19 protein-coding genes and 2 tRNA genes are annotated in these 23216 nt (G+C 62.3%); 10 read left to right on the top strand and 11 right to left on the bottom strand.

Annotated elements, in window-relative coordinates:
* Positions 1-585: 585 nt before the first annotated feature.
* From ACN0S5_RS01030 to ACN0S5_RS01010, 5 genes are all read right to left on the bottom strand, one after another.
* Entirely contained in the window at positions 586-1362 is a 777-nt protein-coding gene (locus ACN0S5_RS01030; protein ID WP_417205143.1) for an ATP-binding cassette domain-containing protein, read from the bottom strand.
* 11 nt (positions 1363-1373) lie between these two features.
* Positions 1374-2468, bottom strand: a complete 1095-nt coding sequence (locus tag ACN0S5_RS01025; RefSeq protein WP_417205141.1) for an ABC transporter permease — start codon at positions 2466-2468, stop codon at positions 1374-1376.
* 70 nt (positions 2469-2538) lie between these two features.
* Positions 2539-3483 carry a substrate-binding domain-containing protein gene (locus ACN0S5_RS01020; RefSeq protein ID WP_417205139.1) on the bottom strand — a complete coding sequence of 315 codons (945 nt, stop codon included), beginning with the start codon at positions 3481-3483 and terminating at the stop codon, positions 2539-2541.
* 79 nt (positions 3484-3562) lie between these two features.
* Complete coding sequence (locus tag ACN0S5_RS01015; protein ID WP_417205137.1) at positions 3563-4378, bottom strand: TIM barrel protein; 816 nt, start codon at positions 4376-4378, stop codon at positions 3563-3565.
* A gap of 157 nt (positions 4379-4535) precedes the next feature.
* On the bottom strand, positions 4536-5564 hold the full coding sequence (locus ACN0S5_RS01010) for a LacI family DNA-binding transcriptional regulator (protein ID WP_417205136.1): 1029 nt from the start codon (positions 5562-5564) through the stop codon (positions 4536-4538).
* Between the two features lie 132 nt (positions 5565-5696).
* Between ACN0S5_RS01010 and ACN0S5_RS01005 the strand changes: the two genes are divergently transcribed.
* On the top strand, positions 5697-6776 hold the full coding sequence (locus ACN0S5_RS01005) for a fatty acid desaturase family protein (RefSeq protein WP_417205134.1): 1080 nt from the start codon (positions 5697-5699) through the stop codon (positions 6774-6776).
* 11 nt (positions 6777-6787) lie between these two features.
* Entirely contained in the window at positions 6788-7096 is a 309-nt protein-coding gene (locus ACN0S5_RS01000) for a MocE family 2Fe-2S type ferredoxin (protein WP_417205133.1), read from the top strand.
* 424 nt (positions 7097-7520) lie between these two features.
* On the opposite strand, the gene ACN0S5_RS00995 is transcribed toward ACN0S5_RS01000, so the two are convergent.
* Both ACN0S5_RS00995 and ACN0S5_RS00990 read right to left on the bottom strand, forming a co-directional pair.
* Positions 7521-7596 (bottom strand) — tRNA-Val (locus ACN0S5_RS00995).
* Positions 7597-7808: 212 nt separating this feature from the next.
* Positions 7809-7883 (bottom strand) — tRNA-Val (locus ACN0S5_RS00990).
* A gap of 214 nt (positions 7884-8097) precedes the next feature.
* Here ACN0S5_RS00990 and ACN0S5_RS00985 point away from each other — a divergent pair.
* Both ACN0S5_RS00985 and ACN0S5_RS00980 read left to right on the top strand, forming a co-directional pair.
* The gene (locus ACN0S5_RS00985) at positions 8098-8292 is read left to right on the top strand and encodes a ferrochelatase (protein WP_417205131.1); all 195 of its coding nucleotides are present in this window, start codon (positions 8098-8100) and stop codon (positions 8290-8292) included.
* A 313-nt stretch (positions 8293-8605) separates the two neighbouring features.
* Entirely contained in the window at positions 8606-8863 is a 258-nt protein-coding gene (locus tag ACN0S5_RS00980) for a hypothetical protein (protein WP_417205130.1), read from the top strand.
* A gap of 85 nt (positions 8864-8948) precedes the next feature.
* On the opposite strand, the gene lon is transcribed toward ACN0S5_RS00980, so the two are convergent.
* Complete coding sequence (gene lon, locus ACN0S5_RS00975) at positions 8949-11357, bottom strand: endopeptidase La (protein WP_417205128.1); 2409 nt, start codon at positions 11355-11357, stop codon at positions 8949-8951.
* Between the two features lie 684 nt (positions 11358-12041).
* Here lon and ACN0S5_RS00970 point away from each other — a divergent pair.
* From ACN0S5_RS00970 to ACN0S5_RS00960, 3 genes are read left to right on the top strand one after another with little or no spacing between them, the layout of a single operon-like run.
* Positions 12042-13259, top strand: coding sequence for an NAD-dependent epimerase/dehydratase family protein (locus ACN0S5_RS00970; RefSeq protein WP_417205126.1), 1218 nt, complete (start codon positions 12042-12044; stop codon positions 13257-13259).
* Positions 13256-14050 (top strand): glycosyltransferase, encoded by a 795-nt coding sequence (locus tag ACN0S5_RS00965; RefSeq protein ID WP_417205125.1) that lies wholly within the window; start codon positions 13256-13258, stop codon positions 14048-14050. Before ACN0S5_RS00970 ends, ACN0S5_RS00965 begins: the two co-directional genes overlap by 4 nt.
* Positions 14047-14862: an NAD-dependent epimerase/dehydratase family protein gene (locus ACN0S5_RS00960; protein WP_417205123.1), complete on the top strand. Its 816-nt coding sequence runs from the start codon at positions 14047-14049 to the stop codon at positions 14860-14862. Before ACN0S5_RS00965 ends, ACN0S5_RS00960 begins: the two co-directional genes overlap by 4 nt.
* A 230-nt stretch (positions 14863-15092) precedes the next feature.
* On the opposite strand, the gene tgt is transcribed toward ACN0S5_RS00960, so the two are convergent.
* Positions 15093-16220, bottom strand: a complete 1128-nt coding sequence (gene tgt, locus ACN0S5_RS00955) for a tRNA guanosine(34) transglycosylase Tgt (RefSeq protein WP_417205121.1) — start codon at positions 16218-16220, stop codon at positions 15093-15095.
* A gap of 170 nt (positions 16221-16390) precedes the next feature.
* On the opposite strand from tgt, the gene ACN0S5_RS00950 reads away from it, so the two are divergent.
* From ACN0S5_RS00950 to ACN0S5_RS00940, 3 genes are all read left to right on the top strand, one after another.
* Complete coding sequence (locus ACN0S5_RS00950) at positions 16391-18118, top strand: glycosyltransferase family 2 protein (protein ID WP_417205120.1); 1728 nt, start codon at positions 16391-16393, stop codon at positions 18116-18118.
* The gene (locus ACN0S5_RS00945) at positions 18115-19065 is read left to right on the top strand and encodes a glycosyltransferase family 2 protein (RefSeq protein ID WP_417205118.1); all 951 of its coding nucleotides are present in this window, start codon (positions 18115-18117) and stop codon (positions 19063-19065) included. The genes ACN0S5_RS00950 and ACN0S5_RS00945 overlap by 4 nt, the downstream gene beginning before the upstream one ends.
* Before the next feature lie 200 nt (positions 19066-19265).
* A complete protein-coding gene (locus tag ACN0S5_RS00940; protein ID WP_417205116.1) occupies positions 19266-20690 on the top strand; it encodes a DEAD/DEAH box helicase in 1425 nt (474 codons plus the stop codon).
* 73 nt (positions 20691-20763) lie between these two features.
* Here the strand turns inward: ACN0S5_RS00940 and ACN0S5_RS00935 are convergent, their stop codons facing one another.
* Together ACN0S5_RS00935 and ACN0S5_RS00930 are read right to left on the bottom strand one after the other, a co-directional pair.
* The gene (locus ACN0S5_RS00935; protein WP_417205114.1) at positions 20764-22431 is read right to left on the bottom strand and encodes a ribonuclease J; all 1668 of its coding nucleotides are present in this window, start codon (positions 22429-22431) and stop codon (positions 20764-20766) included.
* Positions 22428-23210, bottom strand: coding sequence for a type III pantothenate kinase (locus ACN0S5_RS00930; protein ID WP_417205112.1), 783 nt, complete (start codon positions 23208-23210; stop codon positions 22428-22430). Before ACN0S5_RS00930 ends, ACN0S5_RS00935 begins: the two co-directional genes overlap by 4 nt.
* Positions 23211-23216 lie beyond the last annotated feature (6 nt).

The raw sequence follows: 23216 nt of genomic DNA, 5'->3' as shown, positions 1-23216 counted from the left end.
GTTGAAAGGCACCGCGCCGAGGAAACCCGAGGTCCTTGCGCCGCGCAAAGTGACCACCCCGGCCGCACCGAATGCCGATCGCATGCGATCGCCGGGCAACGGATAAAACGGCCCATTGCGTGCGTCGATCCAGAGTGTTGGCCCAAGATCGCGCATCAGTAGGCCAGAGAGCGTTGCCTGCGCAATCGCAGATATATCCTCAATGTCCCAGCAAAGCCCGCCAGCATGATGAGGAGCCGAGCGGAGGCATTTCAGATGTTGCTCCAATTCGACGCCTGTGTTGCCGGCTTTGCAATCCGATCAAGCGATGCCGGGGGCGCGCCGGTGGGGCATGGTCCCGCTGGGCGGCGGCCATGGATCAGGACGACGGATTGCGGGACGGTATCCCCCGCCTGACGCCGCCTGTCTGCGTCGCGAGGACCCTGGTCCGGCGGGCAGACATCACGGACCCGCCCCCCGCGCGACATCACTCCGCAGCCCGTTCATCAGGAACGCAGCCGGAGTATGCCCCCGCAATTCGTTTGGCGGGTGCACCTGCCCTACGCCGTCTTTGCACAAAGACACCGCTCCCAAGTGCCCGCACTCTCACGCCGCGTCGGCATACTCCGGCTGCGTCTTTGCGCCGGTGATATAGGCCACCACATCCTCACCCGAGATATCTTCGTTCCGGATATCGAGGTTCGCACAGATGCGCCCGCGCCGGAACACCACCACACGATCCACCAGATCAAAGACCTGACGCATGTTGTGGCTGATCAGGATCAGCGGTTCACCGGCTTCCTTCAATGTCCGAATGATGTTTTCGACCTGCGCGGTTTCCTGAACACCCAATGCGGCGGTGGGTTCGTCCATGATCGTCAGCTTGGAGTGAAAGGTCGCGGTGCGCGCGATCGCCACGCATTGCCGCTGTCCGCCCGACATACGCTCGATCGTGCCCCGGATGTTCGGGATCTTGACCCCGGTCTTTTCCAGCGCCCCGATGGTCCGTTCGCGCATCGCCTTGTAGTCGAGGATCGAAAAGGGCCCCAGCTTGAACTTGATCAACTCTCGTCCCAGAAACAGGTTGTCCGGCACGTCCAGCTGATCGGCCAGCGCCAAGGTCTGAAAGACGGTTTCGATCCCGGCATTTCGGGCGTCCATCGGGTTTTCGAAATGCACCGGCTGACCGTCAAAGATGATGTCGCCACGGGTCCGCTGTTCGACCCCGGTGATCTGACGCACAAAGGTGGATTTGCCCGCACCGTTGTCGCCCATTATGGCCACGTGTTCACCCTTTCTCAGCGTGAAGTTGGCACCTTCCAGCGCGTGCACGCCGCCATAGTGTTTGGTCAGGTCGCGGGTTTGCAGAATGATGTCGCTCATGGTGTCTTTCCTCATGACCGCGCCGCCGCGCGTTGACGGCGCCATTGGTCCAGCACCACGGCAGCCACGATGATCGCGCCCTTCACCATCTCCTGATAATAGGCGTCCAGTCGCAAGTAGGTGAAACCCGAAATGATGACGCCGAAGATCAACGCCCCAAGAACGGTGCCGACAATCGACCCGCGCCCGCCTGCCAGCGACACGCCGCCGATCACGGTCATGGCGATGGCGTCCAGTTCGTACATCACCCCCATGCCGGCCTGTGCGGTCAGGTTCTTGGAGGTCAGGACCAGGGCCGAAAGGCCCGCCAGCATGCCGGCGATGGTGTAGACCAGCACCTTGTGCCGGTCGACCTTGATGCCCGACATGCGCGCCGCGTCTTCGTTTGAGCCGATGGCATAGGTGTGCTTGCCGTAGACGGTGTATTTCAGGATGAAATGGAACAGGATCGCCAGCCCGATAAAGATCACCACCGGTGACCACCCGGCCATGCCATTGCCGATGCTGCTGAAGGTTTCGGTGGGAAAGGAAATCGGTTGCCCCTTGGACCACCACTTGGCGGCGCCGCGCGCCGCGACCATCATCCCCAGCGTCGCAATGAACGGGGGGATGCGGGTGTAGGCAATCAGGACCCCGTTCACCGCCCCGGCCAGTATGCCCATGGCAAGCGCCACGACGATGGGCACGACCACCGACAGGTCCATCCAGGCCGGACCGAAGACCGCCTTGGGGTTGGGAAAGCCATTGACCAATGCCGTCTGGGCAAAACTCATCGCCACCATGGCCGTCAACCCGACGATCGAGCCGGGCGACAGGTCGATGCCCCCGGCAATGATCACCTGCGTCGACCCGATGGCGATGATCCCGATGATCGACACCTGAAGGATGATGATCTTCAGCCGCACCATGTTCAGAATGGTCCCGTCACGCACGGTGTCGAAGTCGAACAGAAGGCTTTGCCCCTTCATGTACGGCAACACCTGCCCAAGGATCTCGAAAATGGCGACGATGGCGATCAGCGCGATAAAGACGTTGGCCTCGTTTGGCCAGCCGCGCTTCTTCGCGTCGAAAGTCAGTCCGCCGGTACCGTGGGACGTGTCCGCCATGGTGTCCTCTCCCTGTGAAAAGTGCGGAACGGCACCAAGGCACCGTTCCGCGTGTCCCGATCCCGACGGATCAGTTCTTGGCCATAAAGCCTGCGAGGTTGGCCGGGTTCACCAGTTGGAAGGGGATATAGACCTTCTGGTCCACGTCCTCGCCCGCGGCCAGTTTCAACGCGGCGTCCAGCGCGCCCGCGCCCTGACCGGCGGCATCCTGAAAGACGGTCACGTCCAGATCGCCCTGCGCCATGGACAGCATCGCATCCTGAGTGGCGTCCACGCCGGTCACAATGACATCCGCCATATCGATGCCCGCCGCCTTCATCGCCTGGATCGCGCCGATGGCCATTTCGTCGTTGTTGGCAAAGACCGCGTCAAAGTTTTCCGCCGCGGACAGCCAGTTGGTCATCAGGTCCTGTGCCTCGTCGCGCGACCAGTTGGCGGTCTGCTCGTCGATGATCTCGATGAAGTTGCACATGTCCATGGCGATCACGTCATGAAAGTCCTTGGTGCGTTGCACGGCGGCCTGGTTCGACAACTCGCCCATCATGACATAGATGCGCGCGCCGCCGGCCTTGCCCGCCGCGCGCAGCAACTTGCACCCTTCGAATGCGGCAAGCGTGCCGGATTCGATCTCGTTCGAGGCGACGAAAGCTTGGTTATCGGGCAGCGTGTCCACGTTGACCGGCTGGCGGTTGACATAGATCAGCGGCAGACCGGCGGCGGCGGCGGCGTCCGTCATCGCCTGTGTGGCCGAGGTGTCGACCGGGTTCACGATGATCGCGTCAACACCCGAAGCGATGAAGTTGTTGATCTGATCCAATTGCTTGGCCACGTCGTTCTGCGCATCCTCCACCTGCACATCGACGCCGTCCAGAGCCTCGGCCTGTTCTATCATTCCGTTGCGCAAGACGGTCAGAAAGTTGTCGTCAAACAGCGCCATCGACACGCCGATGGTTTCCGCCATGGCGGTCGTCGACAATAGCGAGACGAAGCCAGCGGCGATCAGGTTCTTGTTCATAGGGTCTCCTCCCAATTCGGTGTCCGGCGCACCTGTTTTCCAAACCGGAAGCCCCTCGAAAGAGGCACAAACCACCTGCTCAGTCGGCCAGTGCAGACACCTGCGAGCGGATGAAATCGAATGACGCACGCAAGGGTGCCTCTGCGTCGGTGAACGCGTGGACGACGGGGGAAAAGGCCTCCACCGAGATCGGGCCATCATAGCCCGCCGCCATCAGCGCAGCGATCTGGGTGCAGTTGCCCAACCGGTCTTGCGGGGTCACCATAACGCGGTGCTCATCTTCCATTTGCGCGGCGCTGAGGCTTTGATCCTCAACGCCTGACACGTGAACGATGCCGGTCCACTCGGGAAAGAATTCGGTCTCTTTGGCCAGAACGTGGTGAAAGGTGTCGTGCACCAGTTTGTAGTGCGCAGACCCGCCGACGGCCTCGATGGCGTTGATTGTCTCGGCTTTGTGGCGCAGCGAGGAGCGTTCAAAACCCAACGGCTCGACCAGCGCAACCATTCCCGTGCTCTTCAGCATCGGCAGGATTTCCCGCAATGCGAGCCGCAGATTGCCCTGACGCTCGCCATTGCCGCGGCCGGTCCCGTCATTGCGGGGGATCAGGCTGATGGTTTCCGCGCCGCAGGCCTGCGCGGTTGCGATCAGCGCCCGGACCTCTGCGGCGATCTCGTCGCTCCAGCTATTGAAAGGATAGACCTGACTCAACCCGACGATGCGCAGCCCCCTGTCGCGCGCGGCAGCGGCCACGATGTCGGCCTGTTCGCCGTCGAACAGCGGTCTGTTCAGATCGTTCCGAAACTCGACGCCAACACAGCCGAGGCTCTGCGCAAGATCAAGGAACGCCCGCCAGTCCAGACGCGGCGCAGTCATGTGGTTCAGCGCGAATTTCACAGTGTATCCTCCCGGTTGCGGTCGGCGGCATAAGGGCCGTCGATCCCGCACCGGACACTGCGTCGATGAAATGATTCAGGTCAAATCGATTCGAAAGAATCAGCGCTTCTCAGATCATTTAGGATACAATCCGAACAGTCATAATGATAGTTTAATATCACCCGAATTCCGGCAGATGCAGGTCCGGTTCAAGAAACCTTTGCACCTGCGCGCCACCGCCTTCGACCTTCAACCGGACCATTTCGGCCACCAACTCCTGACACAGGCGATCCAGCGGCGTTGCCACGATCAGCGTAACATAGCCATCATCCAACGCGCGCCGCGACTCCGGTGTGACCTCATTGACCACCAAGGCAATCTGCCCCGGCTCCGACTCCTCCCGCAGGGCCGCAATTGCACCTTCCATCCCGCCCCCGGCAAGGTAAACCCCGACAAGATCGGGGTGCCGGGACATCAGGTCCAACATCGCCTCGTATGTCAGTTGCCGGGTTTCAAGATTGACCAACGTATCCAGTACCGCGAACTCCGGTTGCGCCTCGCGGAACTGCGACCGGAAACCGGTTTCCCGCAACTCATGCCCATGCCAGCGATTGCCACCGACAAAGAGCGCGATCTTGCCCGGACGCGGCGCGGCGACGCTCAGCATATGCGCCGCGCCGCGCCCCACCTTCAAATTATTGAGGCCAAAGTATCCTGTTCTGTGGTTCTGCGCGAAGTCAGACAAAAGCGTTAGACACGGCACCCCGTCCGTCGCCAGTTGCGCGACCGCTTCGCCGACCCTGCTGTGGTTGACCGCCGTGGCCGCGACAACATCGGCGCGGCCACGCATCCACAACAGGTGCTCAGCCACATCCGTCGGAGCCTGCGATTGCGAAAACACGATTTCCGGGATGATCCGCGCATCCTCGGTGGCGGCACAGGCGCGGCGCAGGGTTTCGGCGAAGGCGACGTAGAAGGCTTGTTTTTCCTTGTGCAGGACAAAGCCGAGCCTGAGTTCAGGCAAACTGCGCAGGACATTCTGCGCAATCAGGTTGTGACCGTGATAGCCGATGCGCGCGGCGGCATCGGCCACCTTGCGCGCGGTCTCTTCCCGCACTCCGGGCGCTGCGGCAACGACACGATTTACCGTCGCGATGCTGACACCCGCCTCACGGGCAACATCCTGCAATGTGGGTCTTTGGGCCATGGCCAATCTGATACAAATATATCAGAGAAATGCAACACAAATGAGTCAGACCGAGACAGAATAGCCTGGCCGCCATTGGCAGGGATTCCCGATCAGTATTAAGGTCAGCCAACGACGGATGGAGGAGCTGTTATGGCGAAACGCGATTATTCATTGCTGGGCGAGGACGCCCGCCGCGCGGTCGAAAGCGGCCTTGCCGCAGCCGAATGGTATCACACCGACATACCGCGCAAGCAGATGAAGGCGCTGATGCAACGCGCCGATCAGCCTGCGATCCGCGACACGATCATTCTGTTCGGTTGCATGGTTCTCTTTGCGGGCATTGGCATCGCGCTCTGGCCGTCATGGTGGTCCGCGCCCTTCTGGCTGGCCTATGGCGTGCTTTACGGGTCGTCGATGGATTCGCGCTGGCATGAATGCGGACATGGCACGGCGTTCAAGACGCGCTGGATGAACGACTGGCTGTATCATGTCGCAAGCTTCTGCATGGTGCGCAATCCGGTCAGTTGGCGCTGGAGCCATGCGCGGCATCATACCGACACGGTCATCGTTGGCCGCGACCCAGAGATTGTTGCCATGCGCCCGCCCGCCCTGTTCCGCATTATCCTGAATTTCTTCGGCATTCTGGATGCCTGGGATGGCTGGGCGCGGATGTTGCTGAACGCCAGCGGCAAACTTGACCCGGAAGAAGCGAATTACATCCCCGAGCAAGAGCAGCCCAAGGTGGTTCACGTGGCGCGAATCTGGACCGCGATTTATGCCGCCACCATCCTGCTGGCGCTCTGGATGGGATCAATCCTGCCACTGATGGTGATTGGCCTGCCGCGTCTCTTTGGGGCCTGGCACCATGTCATGACCGGTGTCATGCAGCACGCCGGTCTGGCTGACAACGTGACAGACCACCGGTTGAACTCGCGGACGGTCTACATCAATCCGATCAGCCGTTTCATCTACTGGAACATGAACTACCACGTCGAACACCACATGTTTCCGATGGTGCCCTATCACCGGCTGCCAGAGCTGCATGAAACGATAAAGCACGACCTGCCCGAACCAAACACCTCGATTTGGCAGGCCTATGCCGAAATCGTTCCGGCGCTGCGCCGACAGCTTGCCTACGAGGATTTCTTCCTCAAACGCGACCTGCCGCCAAACGCCAAACCCTACCGGGATGACTTTCACGCCGCCGCCCTTGGCGTGCCCGCAGAATAAGGAACCGACAGATGCCCTGGATCGACGCCTGCGCCACCGATGACATCGACGAAGAGGATCTGATCCGCTTCGATCACGATGGCCGGACCTTTGCGCTATACCGCAGCCACAACGACGAGTATTTCTGCACCGATGGCCTGTGCACCCATGAGCATGTGCATCTGGAGAACGGTCTGGTGCAAGAATATGAAATCGAATGCCCCAAGCATAATGCGACCTTCGATTACCGCACCGGCGAGGCTCTGCGCGCCCCGGCCTGTGTGAACCTCAACACCTACCCGGCCAAAGTCGACGGTGGCCGGGTCTGGATTGAGATCTGAACCACCAGGATCGACCATAGGCAACCGCTCCGCGCGCGCTGGGCGCGCGGAGCCCGCAGGGCGGTGCGCCTTGTAAAAACGCCGGACGTGAATTGCACCGCCGACATCACCGGCGCCCATGGCCTTTGGTGTATCGACACGCCGTCTGATCACCCAACACGGCGGCATTGCCATGTCCGGCAGGCCCCCCCCTATGGCAAGGCACCCATTCACGGACCAAGCGCCGCACACCTCATGTCGTCAGAATTGGCCGATTGTGTCCGCCGATCCAGCCGGCACCGGGTCCAGTCCGGCCTTTCCTGTCCTGAACCACGCGCAGCCTCACCATCCCCGCCCCTCTCCGTCCACAACGCCGTTTGGCGCAGCATATCACGGCAATTCCCCGCAACGGCGCGAGGGATAGCGGACCTGAAACAGGTGGGGATGGTGGGTGATGAGAGGCTCGAACTCCCGACATCTTCGGTGTAAACGAAGCGCTCTACCAACTGAGCTAATCACCCTGACCGATGCGGGATTTACATAAAGCCTCTGCCGGGTGCAAGCCTCATTGTATCACTCTGCGGACCTGCCCTCGGGTGACACATACAACAGACCGCCGCCGGGAAATATGGCCCGGACGCGCTCTGGTCAGGCGACCCGCAATCGCGCCGCTGACGCAGCAATCGCGCCGCCGGATCCGGGCCAGATCAGTCAATTTACGTCCAAGGGGAAATGGTGGGTGATAAGGGATTTGAACCCCTGACATCTTCGATGTGAACGAAGCGCTCTACCACTGAGCTAATCACCCGGTGGCGGACCTATTACCGTCACGGGACGCGCTGTGCAAGAGGGGGGCTGCGCAAAAATCGCCACGGTTTCCCCCTCTTTGCGCCAAACATTGCCAGAGGCAGCATCGGCACAGTCAATAGCCGAATCTTTCGCTGCGGCACGCAGTTACTTGACTCGCAACGAATCCCCAATGCAGGATTTTCTACACGTTTCACCTGGGCTTGGAGAAAAATATGAAAAAGACGATTGCTGCCGCAAGTCTTCTGGTCGCTGCCACGACCGCCACAACCGCATTCGCTGGAAGCTATGAGGAGCCATATGTCGCGCCGCCGGTCATCGTTGCCGAGACGCAGCAAACCAGCAGCAGCGGCGCAATGCTGATTGCATTGATGACCATCGTGGTCTTTGGCGTTGCAGCCAGCCAGTAGGGTATGACACGGCCGGGCCCATGCCCGGCGGTAATTTGGGTGTGCGATCCGTGGCCCGCGCTGGCCAAGGGTGCCGCCCCGGTAACCAAGGACGATACCAAGGGAACAAGGGTTCTGTGGCCTCGCTGCGGGACCCTTTTCTCATTAACGCCGTTGCCGGCCCGCCTCCCTCGATCCGGTCGGGTGCGCCGCAGCGTTGCGCGGCGGCGAAACTTGCCCTAACGTCACCTTACGTGCATTGGCGACCGATACGTCACCCAGTTCGAAGTGGTATGCCGGCCTGCCAGCCGCACCATAAAAATCGGGGGATCTGATGAAGAAAATCGTGCTGACTACCGCGCTTTGCCTGACAATGGCTGGCGCCGCTTTTGCTGACACCAAATCCAAGGCGAAAATGAAGCCGGACCAACTGCGCACCGACATGATCGTGTCGTCGCAAAGCGCCGAACTGACGTCCACGTCGTCCGGTGCCGGCATCCTCATTCCGCTTATGTTGCTGGTCATCATCGCAACAGCCGCCAGTTCCGGTGGCGGCGGCAGCCACTACTATCACTACTATCCGGGATACTGACACAGCGTCCCAAGCGTAAAAAAACGCGCGGTGGTCGCCCACCGCGCGTTTGTGTTTCACACCATGTCTCAGGTTGCGGGCAAACTCAGTGCGCCCGCGCACCCGCCACGGAATCCTCTGCCGTCGCCTTGGCGGCCGCAGCGGCCTCTTCGGCCGCCTCGTCCCAATCCACCGACTCCGGTTTTGAGATCAGCGCGATGTCCAGCACTTCGGAGACGTGCTTGACCGGGATGATCTCCAGCCCCTGCTTCACATTGTCCGGCAATTCGACCAGATCCTTTTCGTTCTCTTCAGGGATGAGAACGGTCTTGATCCCGCCACGCAGCGCCGCCAGCAGTTTTTCCTTCAAACCGCCAATCGGCATCGCGTTGCCGCGCAGCGACACTTCGCCCGTCATGGCGATGTCCTTGCGCACCGGAATACCGGTCAGCACCGACACGATCGACGTCACCATGGCCAGACCCGCCGAGGGCCCGTCCTTGGGCGTCGCCCCGTCCGGCACGTGGACGTGGATGTCCAGCTTGTCGAACTTCGGCGGCTTGACCCCGATCTGCGGCGAAATCGAGCGCACGTAAGAGGCCGCAGCGTCGATGGACTCTTTCATGACATCGCCCAGCTTGCCGGTTGTCTTCATCCGGCCCTTGCCCGGCAGCTTGAGCGCCTCGATCTGAAGCAGGTCGCCACCGACAGAGGTCCAGGCCAGACCAGTGACAACACCCACCTGATGCTCATCCTCGGCCAGTCCATAACGGAACTTCTTCACGCCAAGGAAATCATCAAGGTTCTCGGACGAGACCGTGACCTTTTCGGTTTCCTTCTTGACGATCTTGGTCACCGCTTTGCGCGCCACCTTGGCAATCTCACGCTCAAGGTTCCGGACGCCCGCCTCACGGGTGTAGTAGCGCACCATATCGGTCAGCGCGTCGTCCTGAATCGTAAGCTCACCCTTCCGCAGACCGTGGTTCTTGATCACCTTGTCCAGCAGGTGCCGCTTGGCGATCTCGATCTTTTCATCCTCGGTGTACCCCGAGAGCGAAATGATCTCCATCCGGTCCAGCAGCGGCCCCGGCATGTTATAGCTGTTGGCCGTGGTCACGAACATGACGTTCGACAGGTCGTATTCCACCTCAAGATAGTGGTCCACGAATGTGCCGTTCTGTTCGGGGTCCAGCACCTCCAGCATGGCCGACGCAGGGTCACCACGGAAGTCCTGACCCATCTTGTCGATCTCGTCGAGCAGGATAAGCGGGTTCGTGGTCTTCGCCTTTTTCAGCGCCTGAATGATCTTGCCCGGCATCGATCCGATATAGGTCCGGCGGTGGCCGCGGATCTCGGATTCGTCGCGCACGCCGCCCAGCGAAATGCGGATGAACTCGCGTCCCGTGGCCTTGGCGACCGATTTGCCGAGGCTGGTTTTACCCACGCCCGGAGGGCCGACAAGGCACAGGATCGGGCCCTTCAGCTTTTTCGAGCGTGCCTGAACGGCCAGATACTCGACGATCCGCTCCTTGACCTTTTCAAGGCTGTAGTGGTCGTGATCGAGGATTTCCTGAGCTTTGTTCAGGTCCTTCTTCACGCGGCTTTTCACGCCCCACGGAATGCTCAACATCCAGTCAAGGTAGTTGCGCACCACCGTGGCCTCGGCCGACATGGGCGACATGTTCTTGAGCTTCTTCAGCTCGGCATCGGCCTTTTCACGGGCTTCCTTGGACAGCTTGGTGCCCGTGATCTTTTCCTCAAGCTCGGCGATTTCGCCTTCGCCCTCTTCGCCGTCGCCCAGCTCCTTCTGAATGGCCTTCATCTGCTCATTCAGATAATATTCGCGCTGGGTCTTCTCCATCTGGGTCTTGACGCGGGTCTTGATCTTTTTCTCGACCTGCAAGACAGACAGTTCGCCCTGCATCAGACCATAGACCTTTTCCAGCCGCTCGCTGATCGACAGCGTCTCAAGCAGTTCCTGCTTTTGGTGAACTTCCACGCCCAGATGACCGGCGACAAGGTCAGCCAGTTGCGCGGGCTCGGTCGCCTCACCAACGGCGGACAGCGCCTCTTCGGGGATGTTCTTTTTGATCTTCGAGTAACGTTCGAACTCTTCGGCCACCGTATGCACTAGCGCCTCGATCGCGGCGGTGTCGCCGGGCATCTCGGTCAGGTATTCGGCCTTGGCCTCAAAGTAGTTGTCGTTCTCGATGTATTCTTCGATGCGCACACGCGTCTGGCCCTCGACCAGCACCTTGACGGTGCCATCGGGCAGTTTCAGCAGTTGCAGCACATTGGCCAGCACGCCGGCCTTGAAAATGCCGTCGGTGCCGGGATCGTCGATGCTGGGATCGATCTGCGACGCCAGCAGGATCTGCTTGTCGTCGTTCATCACTTCTTCCAAAGCGCGCACCGATTTCTCGCGCCCTACGAAGAGCGGCACGATCATATGCGGGAACACCACGATGTCCCGCAACGGCAGCACCGGGTAGGAAGGATTGAGGGGTTGTTTCATGCTCGTGTCCTGTTCTTGGCAAGACGTCCCTGCCCCGCTTCGCGGCAGCATTTGGGCCGTCTCCGGTCCTGAGGGCTGGATATGGGGTCAAAGTGCCCGGATTCAAGCACACGGCCCCGGCCCATGGTGGTCGGCAGCATGGCCCCGCGACCTCAGAGGCGCAAGTGGCCAATGCATCCTACAGTGCAACATACAGACGAATGGCGCCTTAAACAGGCAGACCAAATGCCAACAATCCAAACGGTCGCGGCAGTCCGTCGGTCACGAACTCCTCGCCGGAAAATATCACCACCCCCAGTCACAACGACCCGAAACAGCCGGTAGATCTGCACCGAAGTGTCCGGCCCAGCCCACGACGGGCCGAAACCACCCTGCGACACCTGCCGCGGAGCGGGCCCCTTTGCCCGCAAGCAGGCGCGGCCCGGACCGAAATCCATCACGATTCGGTTCGCCCAATAAACGCCAACTCTGCCTTCGGTGCGGCGGGCGGCAGAGTTTCGCCGATATCACATCTGTATCAATATCCGCCTCACCCATTGTTTTTGCGACATTTTTTCTCCCTAAGCCGCATTTTTCCCGCATCAATTGTTAAGAAAGCTTCATTTTACATCACGACCTGTGCAGCTTACGCCCAAACGCCAAACCGGGTTAAGTCATCCGGGCACCAAGCACAGGAGCACCCCCATGCGCATCGCGATCCTTGGCGGCGACGGTTTCGTCGGCTGGCCCACCTGCCTGCATCTGTCGGCACAGGGCCATGAGGTCCACATCCTCGACAACCTGTCGCGCCGCTGGATCGACACCGAACTGGGCGTGCAATCGCTGACGCCGATGGATTCGATTCAGGAACGCTGCCGGATCTGGAAACAGACCAGCGGCGAGACCATCCATTTCCACCTGCTCGACCTTGCCAAGGAGTTCGAGCGGCTGAAACAATGGCTGGCCGAGACCCGCCCCGACGCGATCATCCATTTCGCCGAACAGCGCGCCGCGCCCTATTCGATGAAGACCGACCGGCACAAGGTCTACACCGTCAACAACAACGTCAGCGCCACGCATAACCTGCTGGCCGCGATGGTGGAATCCGGCTGCGACGCGCATCTGGTGCATCTGGGCACCATGGGCGTTTACGGCTATTCCTCAGTCGGCGCGCCGATCCCCGAGGGCTATCTGGACGTCACCATCGACACGCCCAACGGCCCAAAAGCGCAGGAAATCCTGTACCCGACGCGGCCCGGTTCGGTCTATCACATGACCAAATCGCTGGATCAGATCCTGTTCCAGTTCTACGCCCAGAATGACGGGTTGCGGATCACCGACCTGCATCAGGGCATCGTCTGGGGCACCCACACCGACCAGACCCGCCGGCATGAGCAGTTGATCAACCGGTTCGACTATGACGGCGACTATGGCACCGTGCTGAACCGCTTTCTCATTCAGGGGGCCATCGGCTATCCGCTGACGGTCCATGGCACCGGCGGTCAGACACGCGCCTTCATCCACATTCAGGATTCGGTGCGCTGCATCGAACTGGCACTGGCCGATGCGCCAGAAGCAGGCGAGCGGGTGCGCATCTTCAACCAGATGACCGAAACGCACCGCGTCCGCGATCTGGCGGAGAAAGTGTCGGACCTGACCGGCACCCCGGTGAAATACCTGCCCAACCCCCGCAAAGAAGCCGCCGAGAATGACCTGATCGTCAAGAACGATCAGTTCCTTGCACTGGGCCTGAACCCGATCACGCTGGCAGAGGGCCTGCTGGCCGAGGTTGTCGATGTGGCCAAGAAATACAGCCACCGGATCGACCGCAGCCGCGTCGCCGCCGTGTCCGCATGGACCAAGGACATCGGCACCCGCGTTGACCACGATCCAGAGGGCAAGGCGCTGCGGTCGGTATCGTGAGTCGGGCCTATGTGACACTGGTGACCAACGCGGATTTCGCGTTGGGGGCCAAGGCCTTGCTGCATTCTCTGAATGTCACCGGAACGCAGGCCGACCGGGTGGTTCTGCACACCGGCGGCGTGCCGGAGGGCGCGCTTGCCCCGCTGCGCACCCTTGGCGCGAAACTGGTCGAGGTGGCGCTGCTGCCCACCAGCGACGCCTTCAATGCCGCCCATAGCAAACAGGCCCTGCATGGGGCCGCGCCCTTTACCAAAGGCACCAAGCCCGACTTCCACACCCCGCTCGACAACTTCTGCAAGCTGCGGCTGTGGCAACTGCCCTACGCGCGGGTCGTGTTCCTCGACGCCGACACGCTGGTGCTGCGCAACATCGACAAGCTGTTCGACTATCCCGAGTTCTGCGCCGCCCCCAATGTCTACGAAAGCCTGTCAGACTTCCACCGGATGAACTCGGGCGTCTTTACCGCGCGCCCCGCGCAGGCCACCTTTGACGCGATGATGGCGCAACTCGATACGCCCGGCGCGTTCTGGCGGCGCACCGATCAGACATTCCTGCAAACCTTCTTTCCGGACTGGCACGGGCTGCCGATCACCTACAACACGCTGCAATACCTGTGGTTCAACCTGCCGGGCCTCTGGAACTGGGACGACATCAACGTCTTGCACTTCCAATACGAAAAGCCTTGGCAAGACCACGCCAAAGTAGATCGCTTGCGTCCCCTGATCGATCTTTGGCACGCCTACGCGGCGGGTGAGACACCCAACCTTGCCACCCTGCCTCGCGCCGCATGATCGCCCTGACCGGCGCAACTGGCCTGCTGGGCCGCTTTCTGCTGGACGGATTGCCCAGTCAGATAATGACGCTTGGCCGCCGCCCGTTGGCGGGCTACGCCCACCGCCTCTGGGACCTCTCCGGCGCGGCACCAGAACTGGGCGGCATCACAACCCTGATCCACGCCGCGTTTTCCCATGTTCCGGGGCGCTATCGCGGCGGTGAGGGCGACGATCCCGACGGATTCCTGAGTGCCAATCTTGACGGTACGCGCCGCCTCTTCGACGTCGCCGCCAAGGCGGGCGTGCAAAGGGTCATCTTTCTCTCTTCGCGCGCGGTTTTTGACGGCAGCGCCACCGGAGTCCCTTTGACCGAGGAAACACCGCCCAACCCCGCGTCCCTCTACGGACGGGTCAAGGCACAGGCCGAGGCCCATCTCGCCGCTCTGCCCCTGATAGGCCAAAGCCTGCGCGCCACCGGAGTCTACGGCCCCGGCCCCGGCCACAAATGGCAGGCTCTCTTCGCCGACTACCTGTCAGGCAAACCGATCCCCCCCAGACGCGGCACCGAAGTCCACGGCGCAGACCTAGCCCAAGCCTGCCGCCTGCTCCTGAACGACAATGGCACCGGCCCCTTCCACCTCTCCGACCTCCTGCTCGACCGTCACGACCTGCTGACAGAGGTCCAGCGCCTCACGGCCTGCCCCCACGCGCCGCCGCCCCCCAGCGACCGCCCTGTCGACCCGCTGATCTGCACGCGCCTGCCCGTTCTCGGCTGGCAACCGGGCGGCATGGACCTCTTGCGCGCCGACCTCCCCGCAATGCTCCCGTGACACCCCCGGCCAAAGCCTGTTCCCCGGAGCCCTCCCTCGCTTGATGCCGATCAGAGCCACGGCCCGTGCGGTGGCAAGGGGGCGCAGCCCCGCGCTTGCGCGGCTTGCCCTTGCCGCCGTGCGGGGCTTGGCTCAGGCAGCAAAAAGCGCGGGAGGGCTCCGGGGAACAGGCGGGTTTGTTCCTTGGTGACTCCTGAAGCGGAAACCGCGCCGCAAGGCGCGCCAGCCCCTCAGACAGGATCGATATCGCCTTCCGCCCGCAAGGCATGAAACTCGGCCTCGAAGGCCGCAAACCGCCCGTCGGATATCGCCGCCCGCATCCCGGCCATCAATTCCTGATAATAATGCAGGTTGTGCCAGGTCAGCAGCATGCCAGAGATCATCTCACCCGCGCGGAACACATGGTGCAGATAGGCGCGCGAATAGCCTCGGCAGGCCGGGCACGTGCAATCCTCATCCAGAGGGCGCGGATCATCCGCATGACGCGCGTTCTTGATGTTGACCTGCCCACGCCGGGTCCATGCCTGCCCGGTGCGACCCGACCGGGACGGCAGAACACAGTCCATCATGTCGATGCCACGCTTGACCGCGCCGACGATATCATCGGGCTTGCCCACCCCCATCAGGTAGCGCGGGCGGTCCTCGGGCAGCATGCCGGGCGCATAGTCCAGACAGGTGAACATGGCCTCCTGCCCCTCGCCCACGGCCAGCCCGCCAACCGCGTAGCCATCGAATCCGATACCCTTCAATGCCTCGGCACTCTCGCCGCGCAGATCCTCTTCCAGCCCACCTTGCTGAATGCCGAACAGCATATGGCCGGGCCGGTCGCCAAAGGCCTCGCGCGACCGCGCCGCCCACCGCATCGACAGCCGCATGGACTGCGCAATCCGGTCGCGATCCGCAGGCAAGGCCGGGCATTCGTCAAAGGCCATCACGATGTCCGAGCCCAGCAGCTTTTGGATCTCCATCGACCGTTCCGGCGACAACATGTGCTTGGACCCGTCGATATGGCTGCGAAAGGTCACGCCGTCTTCGGTCAGCTTGCGCAGCTCCGCCAGGCTCATCACCTGGAACCCACCCGAATCCGTCAGGATCGGCCCCGACCAGTTCATGAACCTGTGCAGCCCGCCCAAGCGCGCCACCCGCTCGGCCCCCGGTCGCAGCATCAGGTGATAGGTGTTGCCCAGCAGGATATCCGCGCCGGTCGCCGCCACGCTTTCGGGCATCATGCCCTTCACCGTGGCCGCCGTGCCGACGGGCATGAAGGCCGGTGTGCGAATCTCACCCCGCGGGGTGCGGATCACACCCCGCCGCGCGCGCCCGTCGCGGGCGATCAAATCAAAAGATGTCTGTGCCATGGGCGCCCCTCTACACCCTTCCCACGGCGGAACAAAGCCGCAAAACTCACCGCAACCACCAACCCGAGGCAAGGTCCCGCAGGGACCACAGCCGAGACACCCTGTGCGCGCTTGCGCGCTCCATCAGATCACCGCTTGCCCATCGCCGCGCACCCGGCCACTCTGCCGACATGAGCAGAACACCCACCTACAGTGGCGGCATTCAGGCCGTGATCGCCCAGTATGAGGCACGCCGCGCGCCGCTGCCACGCGACCACGGGTTGCCGCCCGCCGACACCGATCTTACAGCCCTTGCAAACCAGACCGTCGACGATCCGGACAAGGGCCCCTTTGCCCCGCCCTTTGCCGACAACCTGCACCGCAAGACCTATCAGTTGCGCAAGGAATTGCAGGGCCACTCCGAACTGACCGTCCTGCATGGGTTGACCATTTCACACCTGCGCAAGCGCAGCTTTCCCGGTCACGCGCCGCTTTTGTTCCAGCGCCTCTGGGCCGAACAGGGCGCGCATCTGCTGGACCAGCTTGACGCCCGCTGGATGGTCTCTGCCGTCACCACCTTTGGCGACCACGGTACAACCTCGGTCCAACGCAGCACCGGCCTTGCCCTCACAACCCTCTTCGGGATGATGAAGCTGTATGAAAGTGAGCGTCTCTACAGCGGCAAACCGCCCGACAAACCCTTTCCCGTCACTGACCGCCTGCGCGCCAAACTGCCCCTTCAGATGGACGCCTACGCGCTGGTCGGCGGCGGGCTGGACGTCAACCTGATTGCGCGCCTCTGGCAAGAGGCAGAGGGCGACGCGGTGATCCAACCGCTGGCGCATCACCTGCTGGACCTGCTGATCCATGATCCCGGCGGCGTGTTCCGCCGCCTGTCGATCATGTCCGCCCGCAAGGCCCGCCGCGACAAATCCGAGGCGGAGGCCAATAACACGGCCCCCGTTCCCGCGCGCCTTCGCAAAACGCCAGAGACTCTGCGCTGGGGCCTTGTCAGCACCGTCAAGGCCCCCTTGCCGCAGATCGCCCGCTTTGCGGCGCACCACCTCGACCTTGGGGCGCATGTGCTGCACCTCTATCTCGACGCCCCCGATCCAGAGGCGGCCACCTTACTGTCGCGGCATCCCCGCATCCACGTCACCCAGTGCGACGACTCCTATTGGCAGGCCTCGGGCCGCGCCCGACCAGAGGCGCACCAGTTGCGCCAAGCCTTCAACGCCACCCGCACCCTGCGCGCCAGTGCCGATGTGCTCGACTGGCTGGGCCATATCGACCACGACGAATTCCTGATCCCGAACCGCCCGCTGTCCCAGATCCTGTCCGGTGTCGCCCCCGACATCGCGCTGGCGCGTGTCCCCCCGGCAGAGGCGCTGGCGCGGGAGGACGGCACGCCGTGCCACTTCAAACTGACCCACAAGCAGGCCGGTGTGAAGAAATCGCAGCTACAGGACATCTACCCCACCTTCGGCCTGCATCTCTACGGCGGCTTCCTCAGTCACACGGGCGGCAAGGTCTTTGCCCGCCCCGGCATTCCCGACACCCGACTTGGCATCCACACCCTGAAATACAAAGGCGAGGACGCCACCAACCGGACCAAACCGGACGGTCTGTATCTGGCGCATTTCCACGCGCCCGACTGGGCGCATTTCCACAGCCATCTGACGTTTCGCCGCGAAAGGGGGTCCTACCGCGCCAATGACGCCCGCCCCGAGATGGGACAGGGCGCGTTGCTGGCCTATCTGGAACAGGAAGAGGGCGAGGCCGGTCTGCGCGCCTTCTTTGGCGAGATCTGCGCGGATACCCCGGTCCTGCGCGCACGACTGGCCGCGCATGGCATGTTGCTGACTCATGACTTTGACTTTGACGCCTGCGTTCGCCGTGTCTTTGGGGAATTGCCGTGACGCGCTGGGGCACGGTCACGACGGTCAAGGCACCGCTGGAGGCGATCCAGCGCTTTGCCGCATGGCATCTGGAACAAGGGGCGCACCGGCTCTACCTCTACCTTGACGAGGACGCGCCAGAAACTCTGGCCGCCCTCAAGGCCCATCCGAAAATCCGCGTCACCCAGACCGACGCCGCCTATTGGGCCAAACGCAATGGCCGTCCGGACAAACATCAGGCCCGGCAGGCCGCCAATGCCCGCCACGCCAACAACCGCAAGCCCGAGGTTGACTGGCTGGCGCATATCGACGTGGACGAATTCCTGCTCAGCGACCGGCCCATTGCCGACCAACTGACCGCCCTGCCCGCCGAGGCGCTCTGCGCCCGCATCCGCCCGGTCGAGGCACTGGCACCGGGCAGCGGAACCGCAGCGGGAGAGACCGCCTTCAAGGGGTTTCATCTGGATCAAGCGGCCCGCCAACAGGCGGCGCAGGCCTGTTTCCCGAACTGGGGGCGGCACCTGTCAGGCGGCTTTCTCAGCCATGTGGCCGGCAAGCTGTTCTTTCGCGCGGGAACCAAAGGATTACAGATTCGCATTCACAACGTGGTCCTGAACGATGTGCAAAACCCCGGTCAGACCGCCCTGCCCGATATCGAACTGGGCCATTTTCATGCCGACAGCTGGGATCATTTCCTGACCTCGTATCAATTCCGTCTGGCCCGCGGCTCTTACCGGGCGGAATTGAAACCGCAGGTCCGCGCAGAGGGCGCCGTGTCCTTGCATGATCTGTTTCAGAGCATCGAAGAGGCCGGCGGGGAACCCGCCCTGCGCCGTTTTTATGAAGAGGTTTGCGTCGCAGACACCGCCTTGTGCGACCGTCTGGAGGCGCATGGTCTGCTGCGACGGCACCGCCTGAGACTGGCCGAATTGCGCGGTTGTCATTTTCGTGACATCAATCCGGCCTGAATTGCGCTACTATCTACAAATCGGAAACACCCTTTGGCCGTCTTCTGGGGCATACAGCCACGTCCCGATTGACCTTTTGCCAAGATTTTACTAAGGCAAGCATCACCAAGGGGATGAATGCACTGCTTATGGACCACGCGGGTCCGCTCCCCATCAGATGCGCGGGCCAGGTACAGTGTCCGCAAAACAATCGGACATCAATGACCAAATTTTCTGATCTGAACCTCAGCCCGAAAGTCCTGAAAGCCGTCGAAGAGGCCGGCTATGAGACGCCCACGCCTATTCAGGCCGGTGCGATCCCGCCCGCTCTTGAAGGCAAGGACGTTCTTGGCATCGCCCAGACAGGCACCGGCAAGACCGCCAGCTTTACCCTGCCAATGATCACCAAGCTGGCCCGTGGCCGCGCACGTGCGCGAATGCCGCGCTCTCTGGTGCTTTGCCCGACACGGGAACTGGCCGCACAGGTGGCCGAAAACTTCGACACCTATTCCAAACACGTCAAACTGACCAAGGCGCTGCTGATCGGCGGTGTCTCGTTCAAGGAACAGGACACCCTGATCGACAAGGGCGTGGACGTGCTGATCGCCACCCCCGGTCGCCTGCTGGACCATTTTGAGCGTGGCAAGCTGCTGTTGACCGGCATCGAGATCATGGTGGTGGATGAGGCGGACCGGATGCTCGACATGGGGTTCATTCCCGATATCGAACGCATCTTCTCGCTGACGCCGTTCACCCGTCAGACGCTGTTTTTCTCGGCCACCATGGCGCCAGAGATCGAGCGGATCACAAACACCTTCCTGTCGGCCCCGGCCCGGATCGAGGTGGCCCGTCAGGCCAGCGCTTCGGAAACCATCGAACAGGCGGCTGTGGTGTTCAAACCCTCGCGCAAGGACCGCGAAGGCAGCGAAAAACGCCGCATGTTGCGCGATCTGATCGACAGTGAGGGCGCGGCCTGCACCAACGCCATCATCTTCTGCAACCGCAAGGTCGACGTCGACGTGGTGGCGAAATCGCTGAAGAAATACGGCTACGACGCGGCCCCGATCCATGGTGATCTGGACCAGTCGCAACGCACCCGGACGCTGGACGGCTTCCGCGATGGATCGTTGCGCTTTCTCATCGCCTCTGACGTGGCGGCGCGCGGGCTGGATATCCCGTCGGTGAGCCATGTGTTCAACTTCGATGTGCCCAGCCACGCCGAGGACTATGTTCACCGCATCGGGCGCACGGGTCGCGCCGGGCGGTCGGGCAAGGCGATCACGATCTGCACGCCGCGCGATGAGAAATACTTCGATGCCGTCGAACGGCTGCTGCAAAAGGCGATCCCGCGTCTTGCCAGCCCGCAAACCCCGGAACCCGAGGCCGCGCCCGCCAAGGTCGCCGCCGCGCCAACGCCCGTCCGCGAAACCGCGGAAGAGCAGCCGCGCAAATCGTCAAGCCGCCGGTCGGACAAGCCCGCCCCGCGCAGCGAAAAACCGGCCCCCCGCAGCAACGAAAGCCGCGCGCCGCGCGACTCCAACCGTGGTTCTGATCGTCGCGGCGGCCGCGACAGCAACGTCGTTGGCCTTGGCGATCACCTGCCCGAGTTCATCGCGCTGAGCTTTGACGAGCGGCGGGCCAGCTAAGCCATCGCGCTCACCGAATGACAAAGGCCGGTCCCAAGGGACCGGCCTTTTTCGTTTGTGCGCTGACGGATGTTCAGCTCAACCGGCTGACCACCACCGTCACCTCGGGTTTCTTGCCGATCTCCTTGAGCGCGGTCTGCCGCGCCACACGCCGCAGCCCTTCCTCCAGCTTGTCATCGTCGGTCCGCACCTTGTCACCGGCACGGCCGATGAACTGCGACAGGTCCTCTTCCAGCACATCCACCAGCGGCGCATGGCTGCGCCCGGTTTCGGGCAGGCCCATCAGGTCGCACCACGGCTCTCCCAGTGGTTCGTCCTGCTCATCAAGGATCACAGTGACAACGACATGCCCGTTCAGCGCCATGCGGATGCGATCCCGCACGATGCCGTCCAGTGCCCCGATCTGCACGGAGCCGTCCAGATAGGTGCGCCCGGTCTCGACATATTCCACCACGCGCGGTTCATTCCCGCTAAGCTCGACCATCATGCCGTTGACCGCCAGCACCCCGGCGCGCCGGTTGCCTTCCGCCAGCCGCACATGTTCGCGCAGGTGGCGGTGTTCCCCGTGCATCGGGATCACGACCTGCGGGTTCACGATGTTCTGCACGGTCTCAAGGTCAGGCCGGTTGGCATGGCCGGAAACGTGATAATCGCCCATCGAGTCGTCGACGATGTCGACACCCTTTTCGCTGAGCTGGTTCATGATGCGGATGACTTCGCGCTCATTGCCCGGAATGGTCTTGGAGGAGAACAGGAACAGATCGCCCTCTTTCAACTCGATCCCGTTGTATTTGCCGCGCGACAGCTGCGCGCTGGCGGCGCGCCGCTCGCCCTGACTGCCGGTCACCAGCAGCATGACGTTTTCGCGCGGCATCTGGCTGACGTCCTCGGGGCCGATCACCTTGGGAAAGCCCGACAGCACGCCGGTTTCCACCGAGGCCTCGATCATCCGGCGCATGGCGCGCCCCAACAGACAGATCGACCGCCCGGCGCGGTCGCCCGCCTCGGCCAGTGTCTTGACCCGCGCGACGTTCGACGCAAAGGTTGTGGCGACAACCATGTTCTTGGCCTCGGCCACCAGCTTTTCCACCGCCGGACCCACCGTCGCCTCGGACCGGCCCGCGTGTTGCGAAAAGACGTTGGTCGAGTCGCAGACCAGCGCCTTGATCCCCGGTTTCGACACCTCCGCCCACAGTTCCGGGTCCCAAGGCTCGCCCACAAGGGGGGTCATGTCCAGCTTGAAGTCCCCGGTGTGGATCACCCGCCCGTCCGGCGTGTCGATCACCAGCGCGCTCGATTCAGGGATCGAGTGCGAGATCGGCAGGAACCCGACCGTAAACGGCCCGACGCTGACCGTCTCCGGCCACTTTGACACGGTCCGCACCGCCTTGCCCTCGACGCCATATTCGGCCAGCTTGCCGCGCGCGATGTTGGCGGTAAAGGCGCGCGCATAAATCGGCACGCCAAGCGCCTCGAACGTATGCCCCACCGCGCCGACATGGTCCTCATGCGCGTGGGTGATGAACAGCGCCTCGATCCGGTTCTTGTTCTCTTTCAGCCAGGTGATGTCGGCAAAGATGATGTCCACGCCGGGCGTCGTGTCCATGTCCGGAAAGGTCACCCCCATGTCCACGACAATCAGGCGCTCGGCGCCCGGCTTGCCGTAACCATAGACATAGCAGTTCATGCCAATTTCCCCGGCGCCGCCGAGGGGAAGGTAGATCAGTCTGTTTTCGCTCATGCGCGGGCCTCTAAACTCTTGTTGTGATTATGAATACGGACCAGCCCGTGCATGGTCAGGAATTCTTCGTAGGCGTCGAACAACGGGTCTGCCTGCTGGAAGAGTGGCGCCAGCCCGCCTGTAGCGATAATCTTCATGGGGCGTTCGCGTTCCGCCTTGATGCGGACGCAGATCTCGCGGACCAGTCCGACGTACCCCCAGAAGATGCCGGATTGCATGCAGGCCACCGTATTGGTGCCCACCACGCGCTGCGGCTTGGTAATATCCACGTTCGGCAGGGCAGCGGCGGCCAAGTGCAGCGCCTCAAGGCTGAGGTTCACCCCCGGCGCGATGACCCCGCCGACATAGGCCCCGTCCGCATCGACCACGTCAAAGGTGGTGGCGGTGCCGAAATCGACCACGATCAGATCGCCGCCGAACAGGTCATACCCCGCCACCGTGTTCACCAGACGGTCCGGGCCAACCTGCGTGCCTTCATCGACGCGCACATCCACCGGCAGCGCGCAGTCGGGTTTGCCCACCACCATGGGCCGGGTGCCGAAATAGCGGTCCGACAGGACGCGGAGGTTGAACACCACGCGCGGCACCGTCGAGGACACAATCACATCGGTGATATCGGCATCGATCTTCTGGAACTCCATCAGCGTCGACAGCCAGACGTAATACTGATCGGCGGTGCGCTGGTGTTCCGTTGCCGTCCGCCATGTGGCGACGAATTCGCTGCCGTCCCAGATCGAGAAGACGGTGTTTGTGTTGCCACAGTCGATGGCCAGAAGCATGGTTAG

The organism is Antarctobacter sp., from assembly GCF_048262615.1.
Classification (GTDB): Bacteria; Pseudomonadota; Alphaproteobacteria; order Rhodobacterales; family Rhodobacteraceae; genus Antarctobacter.
Note: the sequence above shows the minus strand (reverse complement) of the source record. Positions and strands in the feature narration are given on the sequence as shown.

What these genes read in the sequence shown, in the direction of transcription:
- ACN0S5_RS00960 (WP_417205123.1), top strand. Translation starts at nt 14,047, where the DNA reads ATGATCGCCCTGACCGGCGCAACTGGCCTGCTGGGCCGCTTTCTGCTG.
- ACN0S5_RS00940 (WP_417205116.1), top strand. Translation starts at nt 19,266, where the DNA reads ATGACCAAATTTTCTGATCTGAACCTCAGCCCGAAAGTCCTGAAAGCC.
- lon (WP_417205128.1), bottom strand. Translation starts at nt 11,357, where the DNA reads ATGAAACAACCCCTCAATCCTTCCTACCCGGTGCTGCCGTTGCGGGAC.
- ACN0S5_RS00950 (WP_417205120.1), top strand. Translation starts at nt 16,391, where the DNA reads ATGAGCAGAACACCCACCTACAGTGGCGGCATTCAGGCCGTGATCGCC.
- ACN0S5_RS01025 (WP_417205141.1), bottom strand. Translation starts at nt 2,468, where the DNA reads ATGGCGGACACGTCCCACGGTACCGGCGGACTGACTTTCGACGCGAAG.
- tgt (WP_417205121.1), bottom strand. Translation starts at nt 16,220, where the DNA reads ATGGCACAGACATCTTTTGATTTGATCGCCCGCGACGGGCGCGCGCGG.
- ACN0S5_RS00985 (WP_417205131.1), top strand. Translation starts at nt 8,098, where the DNA reads ATGAAAAAGACGATTGCTGCCGCAAGTCTTCTGGTCGCTGCCACGACC.
- ACN0S5_RS00930 (WP_417205112.1), bottom strand. Translation starts at nt 23,210, where the DNA reads ATGCTTCTGGCCATCGACTGTGGCAACACAAACACCGTCTTCTCGATC.
- ACN0S5_RS01020 (WP_417205139.1), bottom strand. Translation starts at nt 3,483, where the DNA reads ATGAACAAGAACCTGATCGCCGCTGGCTTCGTCTCGCTATTGTCGACG.
- ACN0S5_RS00980 (WP_417205130.1), top strand. Translation starts at nt 8,606, where the DNA reads ATGAAGAAAATCGTGCTGACTACCGCGCTTTGCCTGACAATGGCTGGC.
- ACN0S5_RS00970 (WP_417205126.1), top strand. Translation starts at nt 12,042, where the DNA reads ATGCGCATCGCGATCCTTGGCGGCGACGGTTTCGTCGGCTGGCCCACC.
- ACN0S5_RS01030 (WP_417205143.1), bottom strand. Translation starts at nt 1,362, where the DNA reads ATGAGCGACATCATTCTGCAAACCCGCGACCTGACCAAACACTATGGC.
- ACN0S5_RS01005 (WP_417205134.1), top strand. Translation starts at nt 5,697, where the DNA reads ATGGCGAAACGCGATTATTCATTGCTGGGCGAGGACGCCCGCCGCGCG.
- ACN0S5_RS01000 (WP_417205133.1), top strand. Translation starts at nt 6,788, where the DNA reads ATGCCCTGGATCGACGCCTGCGCCACCGATGACATCGACGAAGAGGAT.
- ACN0S5_RS01010 (WP_417205136.1), bottom strand. Translation starts at nt 5,564, where the DNA reads ATGGCCCAAAGACCCACATTGCAGGATGTTGCCCGTGAGGCGGGTGTC.
- ACN0S5_RS00935 (WP_417205114.1), bottom strand. Translation starts at nt 22,431, where the DNA reads ATGAGCGAAAACAGACTGATCTACCTTCCCCTCGGCGGCGCCGGGGAA.